Source organism: Pseudidiomarina sp. CB1, from assembly GCF_024752025.1.
Taxonomy (GTDB): domain Bacteria; phylum Pseudomonadota; class Gammaproteobacteria; order Enterobacterales; family Alteromonadaceae; genus Pseudidiomarina.
In genome coordinates, this window is the sequence record NZ_JANTPU010000001.1 from 1,280,133 (window position 1) to 1,298,151 (window position 18,019).

At 52.2% G+C, this 18,019-nt stretch carries 16 protein-coding genes; 3 read left to right on the forward strand and 13 right to left on the reverse strand.

Features of this window, described 5'->3' with window-relative positions; all coding sequences use genetic code 11:
• Positions 1-2 precede the first annotated feature (2 nt).
• The 4 genes from gspF to gspC are packed head-to-tail and all read right to left on the reverse strand — an operon-like array spanning position 3 to position 5,805.
• Positions 3-1,247 carry a type II secretion system inner membrane protein GspF gene (gspF, locus tag NV375_RS06145; RefSeq protein WP_258807334.1) on the reverse strand — a complete coding sequence of 415 codons (1,245 nt, stop codon included), beginning with the start codon at positions 1,245-1,247 and terminating at the stop codon, positions 3-5.
• A 2-nt stretch (positions 1,248-1,249) separates the two neighbouring features.
• The gene (gspE, locus tag NV375_RS06150) at positions 1,250-2,725 is read right to left on the reverse strand and encodes a type II secretion system ATPase GspE (protein ID WP_126771408.1); all 1,476 of its coding nucleotides are present in this window, start codon (positions 2,723-2,725) and stop codon (positions 1,250-1,252) included.
• Complete coding sequence (gene gspD, locus NV375_RS06155; RefSeq protein ID WP_258807335.1) at positions 2,718-4,838, reverse strand: type II secretion system secretin GspD; 2,121 nt, start codon at positions 4,836-4,838, stop codon at positions 2,718-2,720. The genes gspE and gspD overlap by 8 nt, the downstream gene beginning before the upstream one ends.
• Positions 4,839-4,881: 43 nt before the next feature.
• Entirely contained in the window at positions 4,882-5,805 is a 924-nt protein-coding gene (gene gspC / locus NV375_RS06160; RefSeq protein WP_258807336.1) for a type II secretion system protein GspC, read from the reverse strand.
• Positions 5,806-5,937: 132 nt separating this feature from the next.
• Between gspC and hslO the strand changes: the two genes are divergently transcribed.
• The 3 genes from hslO (at position 5,938) to hslR (ending at position 8,189) form a co-directional block, all read left to right on the forward strand.
• Positions 5,938-6,768 (forward strand): Hsp33 family molecular chaperone HslO, encoded by an 831-nt coding sequence (hslO, locus tag NV375_RS06165; protein WP_258807337.1) that lies wholly within the window; start codon positions 5,938-5,940, stop codon positions 6,766-6,768.
• Positions 6,769-6,976: 208 nt separating this feature from the next.
• Positions 6,977-7,636 carry an REP-associated tyrosine transposase gene (locus tag NV375_RS06170; protein WP_258807338.1) on the forward strand — a complete coding sequence of 220 codons (660 nt, stop codon included), beginning with the start codon at positions 6,977-6,979 and terminating at the stop codon, positions 7,634-7,636.
• A gap of 178 nt (positions 7,637-7,814) precedes the next feature.
• On the forward strand, positions 7,815-8,189 hold the full coding sequence (gene hslR / locus NV375_RS06175) for a ribosome-associated heat shock protein Hsp15 (protein ID WP_126771414.1): 375 nt from the start codon (positions 7,815-7,817) through the stop codon (positions 8,187-8,189).
• A 233-nt stretch (positions 8,190-8,422) separates the two neighbouring features.
• On the opposite strand, the gene der is transcribed toward hslR, so the two are convergent.
• The 9 genes from der to ndk form a co-directional block, all read right to left on the reverse strand.
• A complete protein-coding gene (gene der, locus NV375_RS06180; protein WP_258807339.1) occupies positions 8,423-9,901 on the reverse strand; it encodes a ribosome biogenesis GTPase Der in 1,479 nt (492 codons plus the stop codon).
• A 2-nt stretch (positions 9,902-9,903) separates the two neighbouring features.
• Entirely contained in the window at positions 9,904-11,100 is a 1,197-nt protein-coding gene (gene bamB, locus NV375_RS06185; RefSeq protein WP_126771424.1) for an outer membrane protein assembly factor BamB, read from the reverse strand.
• On the reverse strand, positions 11,097-11,720 hold the full coding sequence (locus NV375_RS06190) for a tetratricopeptide repeat protein (RefSeq protein WP_126771426.1): 624 nt from the start codon (positions 11,718-11,720) through the stop codon (positions 11,097-11,099). Before NV375_RS06190 ends, bamB begins: the two co-directional genes overlap by 4 nt.
• 27 nt (positions 11,721-11,747) lie before the next feature.
• Entirely contained in the window at positions 11,748-13,016 is a 1,269-nt protein-coding gene (gene hisS, locus NV375_RS06195; protein ID WP_258807340.1) for a histidine--tRNA ligase, read from the reverse strand.
• Between the two features lie 66 nt (positions 13,017-13,082).
• On the reverse strand, positions 13,083-14,195 hold the full coding sequence (gene ispG / locus NV375_RS06200; protein WP_258807341.1) for a flavodoxin-dependent (E)-4-hydroxy-3-methylbut-2-enyl-diphosphate synthase: 1,113 nt from the start codon (positions 14,193-14,195) through the stop codon (positions 13,083-13,085).
• A 42-nt stretch (positions 14,196-14,237) separates the two neighbouring features.
• On the reverse strand, positions 14,238-15,242 hold the full coding sequence (locus NV375_RS06205) for a RodZ domain-containing protein (protein WP_258807342.1): 1,005 nt from the start codon (positions 15,240-15,242) through the stop codon (positions 14,238-14,240).
• A gap of 11 nt (positions 15,243-15,253) precedes the next feature.
• Positions 15,254-16,033, reverse strand: a complete 780-nt coding sequence (gene pilW / locus NV375_RS06210; protein WP_126771434.1) for a type IV pilus biogenesis/stability protein PilW — start codon at positions 16,031-16,033, stop codon at positions 15,254-15,256.
• A gap of 82 nt (positions 16,034-16,115) precedes the next feature.
• Positions 16,116-17,249 carry a bifunctional tRNA (adenosine(37)-C2)-methyltransferase TrmG/ribosomal RNA large subunit methyltransferase RlmN gene (locus NV375_RS06215; protein WP_126771435.1) on the reverse strand — a complete coding sequence of 378 codons (1,134 nt, stop codon included), beginning with the start codon at positions 17,247-17,249 and terminating at the stop codon, positions 16,116-16,118.
• A 184-nt stretch (positions 17,250-17,433) separates the two neighbouring features.
• Positions 17,434-17,865, reverse strand: a complete 432-nt coding sequence (gene ndk, locus NV375_RS06220) for a nucleoside-diphosphate kinase (protein ID WP_126771437.1) — start codon at positions 17,863-17,865, stop codon at positions 17,434-17,436.
• Between the last annotated feature and the right edge of the window lie 154 nt (positions 17,866-18,019).

Here is an 18,019-nt window from a genome sequence, read left to right on the forward strand (position 1 = left end):
ATTTATAAACCGACCGCTTGATTAAGCTGCAAGATCGGCTGAATAATTGCCATTACAATCACTAAGACCACCGCAGCCATGACAATGATCAGCGCTGGCTCAAATATTTTTAACGCGACATTCATGGTGTTTTCAAAGTCGCGGTCTTGATTGTCCGCGGCACGTCCGAGCATCTGCTCCAACTCACCGGATTTTTCACCGGCAGCAATCATATGCAGCATCATCGGCGGGAACAGTTTGGTTTGCGCCAACGCGGCACGTAACGAAGAGCCTTCGCGGACCCGATCAGCCGCCTCGGTAACCGCATGTTGCATGGCACGGTTGCCCAGCACTCGTGCGGTGATTTGTAAACCTTCGAGCAAGGGCACCGCCGAAGCGGTCAAAATACTCAAGGTGCGCGAAAACCGAGCGGTGTTAACGCCTTTAATGACCCGCCCCACTAACGGAACTTTCAGTTGCCACGCATGAAATTTGTCGCGCCGACGTTCGTTTCTCAACAGCTGGCCAAAAATCACTAACCCCACCAGAATCGCCACTAAAATAAAGGGCCCGAAGGTTTGTAAGAACTGACTAACAGCCAATAGTGCACGGGTAATAAACGGCAATTCTTGACCCAAATCACCAAACTGCTCAACGATTTGTGGCACTACCGACACCAACAAGAAAATGATCACGCTAATCGCCACAAAGGTCAGCACCGCCGGATACACCAACGCCTGCACCAATTGCCCCTTGAGTTGATTGCGTTGCTCGGTGTAATCCGCCAAGCGGTTCAACACTTCGTCGAGGTGGCCGGAGCGCTCACCAGCGGCAACCATGGCGGTGAACAGCTTGTCAAAAATATGCGGATAGTCGCTCATGGCAACCGCCAACGCGTAGCCTTCAACCACGCGCGAACGTACCGCCATCACTAACTTTTGTAAACGCGGTTTATCGGTTTGTTCGGCAACGGCGAATAACGCCTGTTCGATAGGCATGGCGGCGGCCACTAAGGTGGCCAATTGACGAGTAATCAAGGCAAGGTCGGCGGAGCTGATTTTGCGCACTTTGCGGCGCGCCCACCACCCCGAAAAGCCCTTTTGGCTGGTGGCACTATCCGTTCCTGACTGTTCCGCTTCGTCCACCGCAACCGGAATCAAACCTTGATCACGCAACAACTGGCGGACTTGCCGTTCCGTGTCGGCTTCAAGTACTCCGGTCTTTTTGCGGCCCTTGGCATCCAGCGCGTGGTAGGAATAAGCGCCCATGGTTACTCCTCGCGCGTCACACGTAACACTTCTTCGCGTGTGGTGACACCCTGCGCTACTTTATCGAGACCATCCTGACGGATACTCGGCGTATGCTTACGCACGTATTTTTCAATGGCTTGCTCACCATGACCGTTGTGCACCAAGTCGCGAATGGTTTCATCCACCACCAACAACTCGTGAATCCCGGTACGGCCACGATAACCAGTGTAGTTACACTTATCGCAACCGACGGCACGGCATTCTTGGCTATCTTCGCTGAGCGGCGTCTTACAGTCGTCACACAAAGTCCGCACCAAGCGTTGGGACAACACCGCCAACAACGACGAGCTCAACAAAAACGGTTCAACGCCCATGTCTTCAAGACGGGTAATCGCGCCAGCGGCAGTATTGGTGTGTAAAGTCGAGAGTACTAAGTGACCGGTTAATGAGGCCTGTACCGCAATTTGTGCGGTTTCAACGTCGCGGATCTCACCGACCATAACCACGTCGGGGTCTTGCCGCAAAATCGCCCGCAAACCTCGTGCAAAGGTCATGTCGACGCGCGGATTCACCTGCATTTGGCCAATGCCCTCGATGGCATATTCAATCGGGTCTTCGACGGTCAAAATATTACGATCTTTGGAGTTAATATCCATCAAGCCAGCGTACAGGGTGGTGGATTTACCTGAACCTGTTGGACCGGTCACCAAAATAATGCCGTGCGGCTTTTTGATCAGCTCGGCAAAGATCTTGCGGTTACCGTCGGTCATGCCGAGCTGTTGCAAGTTCAATCGCGCATTGTTTTTATCGAGCAAACGCAACACCACGCGTTCGCCATGGTTCGATGGCATGGTCGATACCCGCACATCAACTGCGCGCCCAGCAATCAGCAAGCTAATGCGGCCGTCTTGCGGCACGCGCTTTTCGGCAATATCGAGCTGCGCCATCACCTTAATACGGCTCACGAGCAGCGAACTCAGCTTACGGTTCGGGCGGATCACTTCGCGTAGTACGCCGTCAATACGGAAGCGCACCAGCAAATCTTTTTCGAAGGTTTCGATGTGAATATCCGACGCACCTTCTTTAATCGCTTCTGACAACATCGCATTGATCAGCTTGATGATTGGCGCGTCGTCTTCGCTTTCCAGCAAGTCTTCGGTTTGCGGCAGTTCATCGGCCAGCGAGAACAAATTGCTCTCATTGCCAATGTCTTCCATCAGTTGCTTGGCTTCGGACGAATCACGCTGATAGGCCTGCGTGAGAATAGCGTCAAAAGCTTCGGCACTGTGGGTTGTTAAGGTAAACGGCTTACCCACCGCACGCCGCACTTCACGCAGCACAATGGGCTCGACCTCTTCGCGACAATGCACGGTCAATAAGGCGCCCGCATCCTCGCCCTCGCCGTGGTCCGCCACCACCACGCCATAACGCTTCGCGAAGCCAAACGGCAATCGCCGTGGCGTCACTCGCGCGGCGAGCTCGGCAACATCAGTCATTGCCGTTGCCTCCCTTGCGCTCGTCAAGGTACTTCTGTAGCTCTGGCGGAATGGCAAGTTCGCTATCTTTAAATTCAGGCAAGATTGGCGTTTCGGTGTTCGGCATCAAGGTGACACCTTCATCGTTACGCTGCAATTGCTGCGCCCGCATATAGTTGTATTTGCGACTGCTCAAGCCATAGGCCGTACCGGAGTCGCGGACAATGGTCGGTCGCAAGAACACCATCAGGTTACGCTTTTGCTTGGTCGTCGAAGTGCTGCGGAACAGTGCTCCCACGAGCGGAATATCGCCTAAAAGCGGAATCTTTGATTCACTTTCTTGTACGTCTTCATCAATCAGGCCCCCGAGCACGATGGTCTGGCCATCGTCAGCCATCACCGTGGTCGTTAGCGTACGTTTGTTAATCGTAATGTCGACGGCGGTTGCGCCACTTAGGCTCGATACTTCTTGCTCAATGACCAACTGTACGGCGTCGCCTTCGTTGATCTGCGGCGTTACCTTGAGCTTAATACCAATATCTTCGCGCTCCACGGTTTGGAACGGATTCTCGTTGTTGTCGCCCGCTGTCGCACCCGTGATGGTCGGTACTGATTGCCCCACCAAAAACGACGCTTCTTCGTTATCCACGGTCATAATGCTTGGTGTTGCAAGAATGTTTGACTTCGTGTTGGTCGCTACGGCTTGCAAAATCGCGCCCCAGTCGTTCTTCACCACGCCAACCATCATGCCATTCACGTTACCTAACAGCTGCGCCAACAAGCTTACATCACCAGGCTCATCCGGCTCCGTCGTGGTGACTAAGTTGCCATCCACCAACGTCTGGGTGGTACGCCCTTCGCGCTCGCGGGCTTGATAAGCAGCGGCGGCTAACGGGCCAATCGGTACTTGGCGACCGTTGTTATACTGGACCATACCGCCGTCTTCTGAAATCCATTGCAAGCCAAGATCTATGCCGTCACCTTCAAAGATCTCGACAATAATTGCCTCAACATGAACTTGGGCGCGACGGATATCGAGCTGCCGAATCACATTTTCGAGGTTCGCCAGTAGGTCGGGTTCCGCAGTAATGACCAGTGAGTTGCTGTCTTCATGAGCGGAAATACTGATATCGTTGGTGTTGCTACCCCGTAAGTTTCGCGCCATGCGTGCTTGTTGCGGATTAGTACCACTGCCGCTTTGCTGTTCGGCTTGAATACTTTCACTGACCCCTTGCAACACGTCAACCAGTTCTTTCGCTTTGGCATACTTCAGGTAGTAAACGCGCGTGTTACCTTCAGTTTTTAGGTCTTGGTCGAGTTGATTGATCAGTGCAATGACGCGTTGACGCGCCCGCGGTTCGCCACTTACGACGACCGAGTTCGTACGTTCGTCGGCGACAATTTTAGGGATCAGTAACGGCGGCGTGCCTTCATTGGTTTTCTCGAACAACGATGAGGCGATGCGCACCACTTCAGACGCCGACGCATATTCCAGTTTTACCACGTCAACGTCTTGGTTACCGGCACGGTCAACGCGCTCAATGATTTCGGTAAGACGCTGCACCGTTTCGCTACGACCAGTGATCATAATAACGTTCGACGGATCGTAACTGACCACATTGCCGCCACCACTGCTATCCGCTAGCAAACGTAATAGCGGTGCCAACTCGCGCACACTCACGTTGTTGACTGGAACAACGCGGGTCACCAAGGTGTCGCCGCCCAGAGAATTATCGTCAACCACAGGAATCGCACCGTTGCGCGCATCTTTGTCACGCATCACTTTAACCACGCCGGATTCCATGGTGACGGTGGCAAAACCGTAGACTTCGAGCACATTCAGGAAAAACTGCCAGTATTGGTCTTCACTCATCACGTCGTAGCTGCGCACATTGATGGTGCCGCGCACGTCAGGGTCGATGATCATGGTCTTACCCAGATTGCGACCGACCACTTGAATGAATTCGGTAATATCGGTGTTTTTGAAGCTGGCTGCGTATTCCGCGGCTTCTTCATTGGCCTGCTGTCGAGTTTGCTGTGCTGCCTGTTGTGCAAAAGCCGAGGCGCTAACCCCCATGGCACATGCCAAACTCAGACTCGTCAGGATCATTGATACGGTGCTCAAACTACGCATAGTTGCGTCCTATAGTTGCGTCCTATTATTCTCGTTATGCTATTTACTCGCTCGGAACAGCCAGTTCTAAGTCGAGATATTCATCGTCACGCAAAACCGTCACGATGATTTGACGAGCGTTGCGGAGCTCACCAATGGCGGCCTGCGCACTAGCGACGTCGGTTAAATCTTGGCCATTAATGGCCACGGCAATGTCGCCTGCTTTGAACCCTGCATTGGTGAAGAGTTCCGGGTATTTCCCTGGGCTTAGACGATAGCCTTGCAGGCCGTTCCCAGACATCGCTGGGCTAATCCGAATATAGTCGAGCAAAGCGCTACTGTCGCCGCCTTGGCGCAGTTCTTGGTACGCTTGTTCAACCTCGACTGCGGGTTCTGTCACTGACTCGTCGCTCTGGTCGCGTTGTGCACGCTGCTGATTCTCAAGCGTTAGACTTAAACCCTCACTCAGCTCGCCAATGCCTTCAAGCTCAAGGGTCTCTAGTGCGCCGTTGTTATTTAAGATGACGCGATCGGCGTAAATTTCTTCAATGCTCACTTGGGTGCCAGCGATTTTATCGCCAATCACATACACTTCTTGGCGGCGATCCTTCTCAATAATCGCCGCTGATCGTTCCGGCACATTACTGGCGGTGACGCCAAGTAAGCGTACGTTAAGTTGCGTTTTGGGCGCATTGCGGGTGTCACTCGCTGTTACGGTAGTGGTGCCGAACAGGTTTAAATCGGCCAGTCTACTGAATGAGGTATTGCCAGCATTATTTTGCTGCTGTACTTGGATTTTTAGGGGGCCGCTGGCCGGCGGACTCACCGGTGCGATCATCTGCCAAGTCATTTGCGCTAACGTCCAGACGGCGTAAATCGCGAAGAGCGCCGTCAGCACCCACAACAACCCACGCACAAAGCGTGGCCCTGCGGTAAAGGCTGTAATGGAGGCGATAAAGCGCTGAAGTTGTGGGTTCTCAATCTGCATCTTTGATTTCGTTATAATTTTGTGACAGCACAGCGTTACTAGCCATTCTACCCCCTTAGCTATGATGTGAACAGATCAAATTAAGGAGTTGTGGTATCATGCGCGCAAAATATTACACTGTGTTGAAACGCTATGAATTATCCAACTGATTTACTCTATCGTTACACTTTTTCTGCTCAAGACGTGCGCGGCGAGCTGGTACAACTTAGTAGCAGTTATCAGCGCATGATACAAGGGCACAACTACCCTGCGCCGGTACAACGCTTGCTGGGTGAGCTGATGGCGGCGACGGCTTTACTTAGTGCGACGTTGAAGTTTGAGGGGCACATTAGCCTACAAGTTCAAGGTGACGGACCAATTAATTTTATTACGGTTAATGGTAGTCATCAGCAGGATCTGCGCGGATTGGCGCGGGTTCGCGGCACCATCGCCGATGACAATAATGATTTTCGAGCGTTGTTTGGTAAGGCGGTGATGATTATCACCATTACGCCAGACGACGGTGAGCGTTATCAGGGCGTGGTTGATGCTGACGCCGAAAGTTTGGCGCAAGTGATTGAACGGTATTTTGCGCAGTCTGAACAATTGCATACGCGGGTTTGGTTGCACGCCGACGGGGAGCATGCTGCGGGGATGTTCTTGCAGGTCTTGCCTGCCGCTGGACATGATTTGGCAGCGTTCGAGCATTTGGAAACGTTGACCGCATCGATGACGGCGCATGAGTTGTACGCATTGTCTGGTGAAGAGGTGCTGCATCGTTTGTATCACCAAGAAGATCTTGAACTCTACGCGCCGCAGCAGGTTGCGTTTCATTGCGGCTGCTCGCGCGAGCGCACCCTTGAGTCCTTGGCCGCGGTACACCCGGACGAGCTACGTGCGATTCTCGCCGAAGACGGCGAAATCATCATGACCTGCGACTACTGCCTCGCCGAATACCGCTTCGCCGAAGCCGACCTCGCCTAACCTTTCAATTCAGCGGGTAGCGGGTAGCCCGTAGTTCTACTACGGGCCACGCCTGACGCTTCGACCATAACCGCCCAACTCGGATCCCCCGTTTGTAACCCGTAGTTCTACTACGGGACACGCCTGACGTTTCGACCATGACCGCCCGACTCGGATCCCCCGTTTGTAACCCGTAGTTCTACTACGGGACACGCCTGACGTTTCGACCATGACCGCCCGACTCGGATCCCCCCGCAGTAAAACTGCGGGCTACGTACGCGATTTCCTGCATTTTTATAAGGGTGACGAATGCGGTGCGGCGATACAAACTGTGGGCATGAGAAACGTTCGCCGCTATTTCGAAGGAGGTTATTACTTCTTCACTGTCACCGCTTATCGCCGCCGCCCCTTTTTTCAAGGCGAGGCCTTCATGCAGGCCTTTCGTAATGCGATAAGGGAAACCATGAAAACTCACCCATTTGAAATAGAAGCATGGGTGGTTTTGCCTGATCACATGCATTGCGTCTGGATCGTCAACGACGACCAAATCCCCGTCCGTTGGCGCAAAATAAAATCTTTGACCACCAAAGCCTTGGCTCAGCACGGTAACCAATCGAAGGCGCACCGTAACTCAACCGCGCGCAGGCGCCGGGGTAATGGTTCACTGTGGCATCACAGCTATTATGAACACACCATTCGCAACGAACGGGAACATGAGTTATACGTGCTCTATTGCTGTTATAATCCCGTCAAGCATGGTTATGTTGAAAATGCGCTGGCATGGCCCTATTCAACACTTAGGCGTTATTTATCGTCTGGCAAATACCCGCCGGAGTGGGCACACATCAATTCATCATGGTTAGATGATGTTTTTGGCAGCCACGAGTAGCCCGCAGTTCTACTGCGGGGCATGTCCAATTGAATGGATACGGTCGAAACGTCAGGTGTAGCCCGTGGTTCTACCACGGGGGGATCCGAATCGAACAATCATGGTCAAAACGTCAAGCCTTACCCGTGGTAGAACCACGGGGTACCTGCGCCGGCGCAGAAATAACTGAGGAGGTTTCATGGAAAATGTTCGGCTCGATAAATGGTTGTGGGCAGCACGTTTCTATAAAACACGGTCGCTTGCGCGGCAGATGGTGCAATCAGGGAAAGTACATGTTGATGGCCAGCGCCCGAAACCGGCGAAGACGATTAGTGTTGGGCAACTGATCAAGCTCAAGAAGGGCTATGACGTGATGGAAGTCGAAGTGTTGGAGCTCAGTGATCAACGTCGTGGAGCGCCTGAAGCGCAGAAGCTGTATCAAGAAACCGAAGCTTCAAAGGAACGGCGGGAGCGTGAAGCGGAGCTGCGTAAAGCCAATGCCCTCTATAACCCGCACCCAGACCATAAGCCCGATAAAAAAGAACGCCGCGAATTGTTGAAAATGAAACGGTAGCCCGTGGTTCTACCACGGGGGGATCCGAATTGGACGGCCATGGTCGAAACGTCAGGTGTGGCCCGTGGTAGAACCACGGGGTACAAACGGGTGAGACCCGAATTGGACGGCCATGGTCGAAACGTCAGGTGTGGCCCGTGGTAGAACCACGGGGTACAAACGGGTGAGATCCGAATTGGACGGCCATGGTCGAAACGTCAGGTGTGGCCCGTGGTAGAACCACGGGGTACTTGCTACTTGCGTTTTTTGATGTGCTTCATCAGGCGTTTGCGTTTGCGCTGCTGCGACAAGGTGAGTTTGTTCTTGCGGCCGGCAAACGGGTTTTCTGATTCACGGAACTCAATCTTAATCGGTGTGCCCATCACGCCCAACGACTTGCGGAAGTAGTTGGTCAGATAACGCTGATAAGCGCCCGGCAAATCATTTACTTGGTTACCATGAATGATCACGCGCGGCGGATTGTAACCACCGGCATGGGCATACTTAAGTTTAACCCGACGACCGCGCACGAGCGGCGGCTGATGTTCTTCAATCGCCATTTCCATAATGCGGGTGAGCTTCGAGGTGCCGACCCGTTGAGTTGCGCTGGCGTAGGCTTCAAGCACTGACTCGAACAGGTTACCAACACCGCTGCCATGCAATGCCGAAATAAAGTGCAATCGCGCAAAATCGACAAAGCCGAGACGGCGATCAAGTTCACGTTTAATCTCTTCTTTGTGGTCGTTGTCGAGGCCATCCCACTTATTCACCGCAATGACAATTGAACGCCCGGCATTCAGAGCAAAGCCAATCAAGTTGAGATCTTGGTCCGAGACCGTTTCGCGCGCGTCGAGCACGCAAATCACCACGTTGGCATCTTCAATGGCTTGCAGTGTTTTAATCACCGAGAACTTTTCGACGGTTTCGTCGATTTTACCGCGACGACGCACGCCGGCGGTGTCGATCAAAATGTACTCGCGGCCATCGCGTTCCATCGGAATGTAGATCGAGTCACGGGTGGTGCCAGGCATGTCAAAGACGACCACGCGTTCCTCGCCGAGGATGCGGTTGGTTAAGGTTGATTTACCAACATTTGGTCGACCGACGATGGCGAGTTTGAGCGGTAAGGCTTCGTAGTCGATTTCGTCGTGGGATAGATCTTCGGGGATGTCGGTGGCTTCTGCTTCGTCGTCGAGATCACCCGTAGTAGAACTACGGGCTACGGACATATCCGGATAATCGTCGAGCAGTGGGGTGAAGCATTTGTGCAGCAGGCTTTCGACGCCACGACCATGCGCGGCAGCGATGCCGTAGACTTCACCTAAGCCGAGTTCGTAAAAGTCAGCTTGCGCCGCGTCAGCATCGATGCCGTCGATTTTATTCGCCACTACATAGGCTTTCTTGCCAATCGAACGCAAGTGTTTGGCAATGCCTAAGTCCGCACTGGTAATGCCGTCACGGGCGTCAACCATAAACAACACGACATCTGCTTCATCAATCGCGCGCAGCGACTGCGACGCCATTTCTTTGTCGATGCCCTCTTCGTCGCCATGCACACCCGCGGTGTCAATGACGATGAATTGATAGCCATCGTAATCGGCTTGGCCATACTTACGATCGCGCGTTAGACCAGGAAAGTCCGCTACCAGTGCGTCCCGAGTACGGGTCAGCCGGTTAAACAGGGTAGATTTGCCCACATTTGGGCGCCCGACCAGGGCCACAACAGGTAACATTCTTAGTTAGTCCTTACCGCGAGTAACGTGCCGTCGCGTGTTTGTACATAGAGTTCGTTATCGGCCACTACCGGTGCCACGTAAACGTCGCTACCGACTTCGAGACGGCCTTCAGTTTCGCCGCTAGCAGCGTCGATAAAATGTAAGTAGCCGAACGAATCGCCGACCACAATAGAGCCATTAAAATAAACCGGAGCGGTCAACTCGCGGCCTTCAAAATCCGCGTTGACCCAACGCTCGATACCGCCATCAACGTTAATCGCATACACGCGGTCATCAGCGTCAGTGGCATAGATGGTGTTCCCATACATGTCGATATTTTGGAACGACGAATACTCGCGCTGCCAAACGACACGCCCTGAACGCATTTCAACTGCGGCAAGCTGGCCGTTATAGGCGATGTTGTAAATCAGGTCGCCACGTGAAATTGGTGCGGCGTCAACATCCACTAGGCGCTGCAGCTCGGTTGCACCTTTCGGCACAGCTAAGCGCGCTTCCCAAACTTGTTGGCCATTTTCCAATACCGCGACGGTGAGTTTACCGTTCGCTGTACCAAAAATTGCGCCGCCGGCGGCCAACGTCGGTGCCCCAGTACCACGTAAGCTCAATGCTGGCACGTCAGTTACCAAACTCCATAGCTCCGCCCCGTTTTGCGCATTCAAACCAAAAACCTTACCGTTACTTGCCGTCACCACTACATGGTTGGCGTCAACGGCTGGGTCTGACACAATTTCAGCCTTCACATTGGTCTGCCATACGACACTACCGTCGGTGCCATTCACCATAATGACATCGCCGTTCTCGGTGCCGAGCACCACGTTGTCACCGTAGCTCACTAAACCACCGCTGATGCGCAATGATTCAGCACCAGACAACCAACCTTCACCTTGTGCGGCGAATTGGGCTTGTAGGTCACGCTCCCAAACACGCTTACCACTGGCGCGGTTGTAAGCCATGATCATGCCTTCACGATCAGCAACCACGACATGGTCACCAACAACCGTAGGATTCAGCCGTGAGAAAAACTCACCAATCCCATCACCTGCACCCGCGTCCCATTGCACGCTAGGTTGAACACTGGCGTTGAAAGGTTGTAGTTCTTTGTAGCTCAGTTCTTCGTCGCCAAACACCGAGCAGCCACTTAAACCAAGGGCTGCAGCAACGATGAGACTCTGCTTCAGATACTTAACTTGTTTCATGATGCCGCCGGAATGCTGTTAAGTTTGGTTTCGACCAGTAGGGTCGGAACGCCCGCTTCAGTTGCTGCTGCAATCGCATCTTCATAGGCTTGGCGTGCACCATCAGCATCGCCCTGTGCCATCAATACGTCGCCGCGCAGTTCCGCAGCTTTCGCTTTAAAGCCTTCGACTTGCGCAACTTGATCAAGCGCAGCTAACGCCGCTTGGTAATTCTCTTGGGCCAGTTGCAAACGAGCCAAGCGCACGCTAGCGACATGCTTCAACGCGCCTTCGGCATTCGCCTGCGCATTCTCAAGCGCCTCGATAGCAGCCGCCAAGTCGCCGCCTTCAGCAGCTTTACGAGCTACTTCAAAGGCTGCCAACGTTGCGTAAGTGCTACCTGCAGCTTCGTTTGCAAAGGTTTTCGCGCTTGCCAGCGCTTCAGCACCGTCAGCTTCAAGTTGTGCGACAACTTGTTCATATTGCTCAGATTGCGCTTCTTGCTTAGCGAGGGTTTGCGCATCGTAATAACGCCAGCCGTAAAACAGGGCAAAACCGATCACGAGGCCAGCAACAATGCCTTTACCGTGTTCTTTCCAGAACGCTTTTATCTGTTCGACTTGTTGATCTTCTGTTTCCATGGGAAATTCCTTTAAAACCGTTGTTTGCTATTTGCTGTTTGTTGTTTGAAAAACACTTGCTAGTTGCGCGAGATCGGTGATGATTAGATCGTCTTTGTCGCGGTTGCGCAGGTGTTTTACTTCGTAATCGTTGTCGCGGATGATGATGGCATATTCGGCACCCGATTTGTCCGCTTTCGCCAGTTTCTTTTTCATATTCTGGCTGCCGCTGTGCAGCTGTACCTTTAAGCCTGCAACTTGGTCACGAAGCTTTTCGGCAACAGCCGGCGCCTTAAGTTCCGCGCTTTCATTCAAGGCGATAACGTAAACGTCGACGGCTTGGGTGCTCGGGATTTTCTGCTGCGCTTCAAGCAATAAAACTAAACGCTCGATTCCCATGGCAAAACCCACTGCTGGCGTGGCTTTACCGCCCAACTGCTCGACCAAACCATCATACCGTCCACCGGCACAGACGGTACCTTGCGCACCAAGTTCAGTGGTCACCCACTCAAACACGGTACGGTTGTAGTAATCAAGACCACGCACCAAACGCTCATTCAGCACATACTTGATGCCCGCGGCGTCAAGTCGTTGCGTCAGGCCTTCGAAATGCTCGCGTGATTCGTCATCCCAGTAGTCCGATAGCTTGGGCGCATGCTCAAGCACTTTTTGCGTGTCTGGCGATTTGCTATCAAGCACCCGCAGGACGTTGGTATCTAGACGACGCTTCGAGTCTTCATCAAGTTGCTCCTCGTGCGCGCGCAGAAACTCACGTAAAGCTTCACGGTACTTCGCCCGCGCTTCATTCGAAGCCAGTGAATTCAACTGCAACTCGACATTTTCAGCAATGCCGAACTTTTTCCACAAACGCGCCGACAGCAAAATGACTTCAGCATCAATGTCGGGCCCAGTCATACCGAAAGCTTCGATACCAAACTGATGGAACTGGCGATAACGCCCTTTTTGCGGTCGCTCGTGGCGGAACATTGGGCCCATGTACCATAAGCGTTGCGTTTGGTTATACAGCAGACCATGCTCATTACCGGCGCGCACACAGCTTGCCGTGCCTTCTGGACGCAGCGTAAGGCTGTCACCATTGCGATCGTCGAAGGTGTACATTTCTTTTTCGACGATATCAGTGACTTCACCGATGGAGCGTTTGAACAAGTCGGTGCTTTCCAACACCGGCATGCGGATCTCTTGGTAGGTGTAGGCCGCTGCTACGTCACGTAGCACGCCCTCGACGTACTGCCATGCCGGACTTTGCTCCGGCAGCAGGTCGTTCATTCCACGAATTGCTTGGATTGTTTTTGCCACGAGTTCACTTACCGTTTCGTTAAATTGAATTCAATTTGAAAAAATGACGGGTAGTATACCGCAGCTTTACGCTTGCTTCACAGGAATCTGCTCAGCTTCGAAACGTTTTACCTGATCACGGATGTGGCGTTCGAGTTGATCGACCAAATCATTGTTGTCGAGGCGCTCTTTTTGGCGCTCACCGTTCAAGTAAAAACCGCTCTTATTTTTTGCTCCAGCCAAGCCGATATGCGAGATCAAGGCTTCGCCTGGGCCATTAACGACACAACCGATAATCGATACATCCATTGGCGTAGTGATGTCTTCGAGCCGTTGTTCGAGGGCATTTACGGTGGCAATGACGTCGAACTCTTGGCGCGAGCAGCTTGGGCACGCGATAAAGTTGATACCACGACTGCGAATCCGCAACGATTTTAAGATATCAAAACCAACTTTGACTTCTTCGACGGGGTCAGCCGCTAATGAGATGCGCAAGGTGTCGCCAATCCCTTCAGCAAGCAGCATACCTAAACCAATCGATGACTTCACCGAACCACTGCGCAAGCCGCCAGCTTCGGTAATACCAAGGTGCAACGGCTGTTCAATTTGCTTGGCGAGTAACCGATAAGAGTCAACGGCTAGGAACACATCCGACGCTTTCACGCTGACTTTGAAGTCTTGAAAGTTCAGACGATCGAGAATATCAACATGGCGCATGGCCGATTCTACCAAGGCAGCTGGGGTTGGCTCGCCGTACTTTTCTTGCAGATCTTTTTCCAATGAGCCGCCGTTGACGCCAATTCGGATCGGAATATTGCGATCGCGTGCGGCATCGACCACGGCACGAATGCGCTGCTCATTGCCGATATTGCCTGGGTTAATCCGCAAGCAATCAACCCCGTATTCGGCAACTTTGAGCGCGATACGATAATCGAAGTGAATATCAGCGACCAGAGGCACTGGGCTCTGCTGTTTGATGAATTTAAAGGCTTCTGCAGCATCCATGGTAGGTACCGAAACGCGCACGATATCAGCACCGGCATTAGCTATCGCTTGGATCTGCTTCGCCGTTGCCGCAACATCGGTGGTTTCGGTGTTGGTCATCGATTGCACCGCGATCGGTGCGCCGTCGCCAATCGGGACGTTGCCGACATAAATACGGCGTGATGGGCGGCGTTTTATTGGGTTCTCATGCATCATGATAGTACTTCGTGTGCCTTAAATTGCTGCTACGTTACGCTGTTAGTCTAGCGTGAGTGTCACGCTGCGGTTACGCACGTAATCGTCAAGATTGACGTTCTCACCATTGTAGGTCAACGTGACGGCTTCCGGTTTGCACAAGATGATATCAAAAGGTGGCTCGCCCGTCAGCGGCATGCGATAACCTGCAGCTTTTACACCGATGGCGATGTCTTCGCCGGTGGCATCACTGACTTTAACCCAGCAGGCTTGGTTGAATTCAAAGACCAGCTGTTCGGCTGGTGTGGGTTCTGGTTCTGCGGGTTCGGGTTCTGCGGGTTCGGCATCAGTGGTGTCGGTGGTTGGACCCGCAGTAGAACTGCGGGCTACATCGGATTCGGCAGGTTCGGCGTCGGTGATGTCAGCTGTTGGGCCCGCAGTAGAACTGCGGGCTACATCGGGTTCGGTGGATGTGTTGCGGGCGACGGCTTGTTCTTCGGTGATCTGGCTTGGGCTAGGACGCACTATTTGTGGGATATCTTGCACGGTTGCACGTTCTTGCTTTGCTTCAGCTTCGGTCGGCGCATCTTCACTACCGGTAATGGTATTCAAACTGAAATTACTTTCTTGCCACCACCAAATCAGCACCAGCGCCAAGACGACGGTAATGATGATGTAGCTAATCCATTTTAAGCGACTGTCGTTGCGTTCACGCACTTTCCGGCGCGAAAAGCTTTGCATTTGCACGTTGCTTGTTTGCTCCGAATCGTAGCCATGCTCCTTAAACGCTTCAAAAACTTTTTTATCATCGATTTCAAGCGCTTTCGCTATTGCGCGCAGGTAACCACGGACAAACGTGTTTGACGCTAACTGTTCGTACTCATCCGCTTCGATAAGCTGCACAACGGCAAGACGCAAACGTAAACTATCGGCAACTTGTTGTTGGGACAAGCCTTTCTGCTCGCGCGCTTGCGCAAGAATTTGACCAGGCGTGTGACCGGTTGGTTTGCTCTTCTGATTGCCTTCTTCCGGCAATTCGTCATTCAATAAATCTTTATTCGAGGTCATGGGTTACTTCATTAGGAGTTAGTTGCTGCCGCGCGCGCTCGATAAGCGTCAGCTTGACGTGAATCGGGAAAGCGCGACAAAAGTAAATCGCCAAAGCTACGTTGTCGTGCACGGTCATTTTGCTGCCGCGCCAGCTCGCTTTCTAACCACAGGTACTCGGCGGAAAGTTGCGGTAATTGGGCTCGGCGCTTAAGAACATCCGCGGCTTCTTGATAACGTTGTTGTTCTAACAATACCGCAGCGTAGGTCTCAAGAATAGTGCTATTGCGTGAACTGTGATTAATTGCCCGTTGAAAATACTGATCGGACTTTTGCTCTTGCCCTGCGCGCGCTGCACAACGCGCTGCATTTTCGTAGGTTGCCGCGACTTTCACGTAATCGGAAATATTGAGAGCTCGGTTGAAACTTTGCTCGGCTTCTTCATAGCGGCCCATGTTGCACAGCAATGCGCCTAAATTATTATGGGTATCGCCGTTATTGGGCTGCAACTGGATCGCCTTGCGATAATAGCGCTCGGCCATCTCAAAATCTTGCACTTGCTGATAGTAGAACGCTAAGCCCGTTTGCACCGACGGGTTATCAGGCGTGTAGTCACGAGCTCGCTCAAGGTTAACCCGCGCTTGTTCGTAATTTCCGGATTGTAGATATTGAAGACCCAACGCCAGCCGTGTCGCCGCGGCTTCTTTCGCATCGAATTGCTGCGCAGGCTTTTCTTTGCCATCAACTGTGCGCTGACTCACACAGCCAGTGCATAGTGTTGCAAGAAGAAGAATGTAGAGCAAATTGCGCATGTCGGGTCCTCGTTGCTGAATTACCTATGCTACCCTGAATGCGTCTTGCCTGCCTATGTTTTTCGAGGTTTTTCGCGGCGATTTACGAAATCTTGACGTCGATTCCAACACCGCCTCGCTGGGCGCGCTGCTTTTTCAGGATGCGTTTGGTACGGTCGACCACATCACCAACAAGCTGGCCACAGGCGGCGTCGATATCATCGCCGCGGGTTTTCCGTACCGTAACAATATAACCCTTTTCTATCAGAACCTTAGCAAAGCGGTCAATGCGTGAATTACTTGAGCGACCATAATCATTGCCTGGGAACGGGTTAAATGGGATAAGGTTTATCTTGCACGGCGTGTCTTTGAGCGTTTCAGCAAGCTCGTGAGCTTGATCCATGCTGTCATTCACATGGTCCAACATCACGTATTCAATGGTGATGTTCTTATTCGCTTTGGAGCCATCGATATAGTGACGGCTGGCTTCGAGGAATTGCTCAATATTGTACTTTTTATTAATCGGTACTATTTCATTGCGTAATTCATCGTTTGGCGCATGCAAACTGATGGCCAAAGCGACATCAATTTGTTCTTTTAGCTTATAAAGTGCAGGGACCACACCCGAAGTACTTAGGGTGACTCGGCGTTTACTTAGACCAAAAGCATTGTCATCGAGCATCAGGTCCATGGCTGGCACTACGTTGTTGAGGTTCAACAACGGCTCACCCATGCCCATCATGACCACATTAGTGACTGGCTTAATGCCCGTTTCGCCGAAGGGACCGAGCAGTTTATTCACCCGCCAAACTTGGCCGATGATTTCGGCAACTCTTAAGTTGCGGTTAAAGCCTTGCTGTGCGGTTGAGCAGAATGTGCATTCGAGCGCACAACCGACTTGTGAGCTGACACACAAGGTTGCGCGATCAGACTCTGGGATCCATACCGTCTCGACGTCTTGGCCGTCGAATAACGTCATGGCAAATTTGATAGTGCCGTCAGAAGATTGTTGCTGTAAGCGTACTTCTGGCGCACGTATTTCGGCTATTTCTTTGAGTTTCTCGCGCAGTACTTTGTTGAGATTGGTCATCTCGTCAAAGTCGTCGACACAGTAGTGATAAAGCCACTTCATGACCTGATCGGCACGGAAAGGCTTCTCGCCCAGTTCTTGAAAGAACTCGCGCATGCCTTGGCGATTGAGATCGAGAAGATTAACTTTTTTGTCGACTGCGTTCATAAAACCCGTTATTCGTTGTGTGTGCGTGGTAGCCCGCAGTTTTACTGCGGGGAATGGTTCACGTTTCCCCCGTAGTAAAACTACGGGCTACTCGGCGTATTCACGTTTCCCCCGCAGTAAAACTACGGGCTACTCGGCGTATTCAAGTTTCCCCCGCAGTAGAACTACGGGCTACTCAAATGACTTAGCGAGTGCGTGCGCAGATTTCTTCGTCAGCGAAGAAGTAAGCGATTTCGCGTGCTGCTGATTCTACCGCGTCTGAACCATGTACCGCATTCTCGTCAATAGATACAGCATAGTCAGCGCGAAGCGTTCCCGCCAATGCTTCAGCTGGATTCGTTGCGCCCATGATTTCACGATGACGCAATACTGCGTTTTCGCCTTCAAGTACGCTTACTACGATTGGACCAGAGGTCATGAACTCAACCAATGCGCCGAAGAAAGGACGCTCGCTGTGCTCAGCGTAGAAACCTTCCGCTTGCTCTTTGCTCAAGTGCATCATTTTTGCTGCAACGATGCGCAGACCCGCAGTTTCGAAACGGTTGTAGATACCACCGATCACGTTCTTTGCAACAGCGTCAGGTTTGATAATTGATAAAGTACGTTCTAAAGCCATGGTTTGTCTCCAATCATAAAAGGCTAGCTAATTTAAAGTCGCGCGGATTATACACGTTTCAGTATTTCACTGCTACCACGGCAAGGTTTCAATCGAGATAACTCTTTTCTAGAACCGCATTCCATGTTATAGATGTCTAAACGTCTATTAGGAG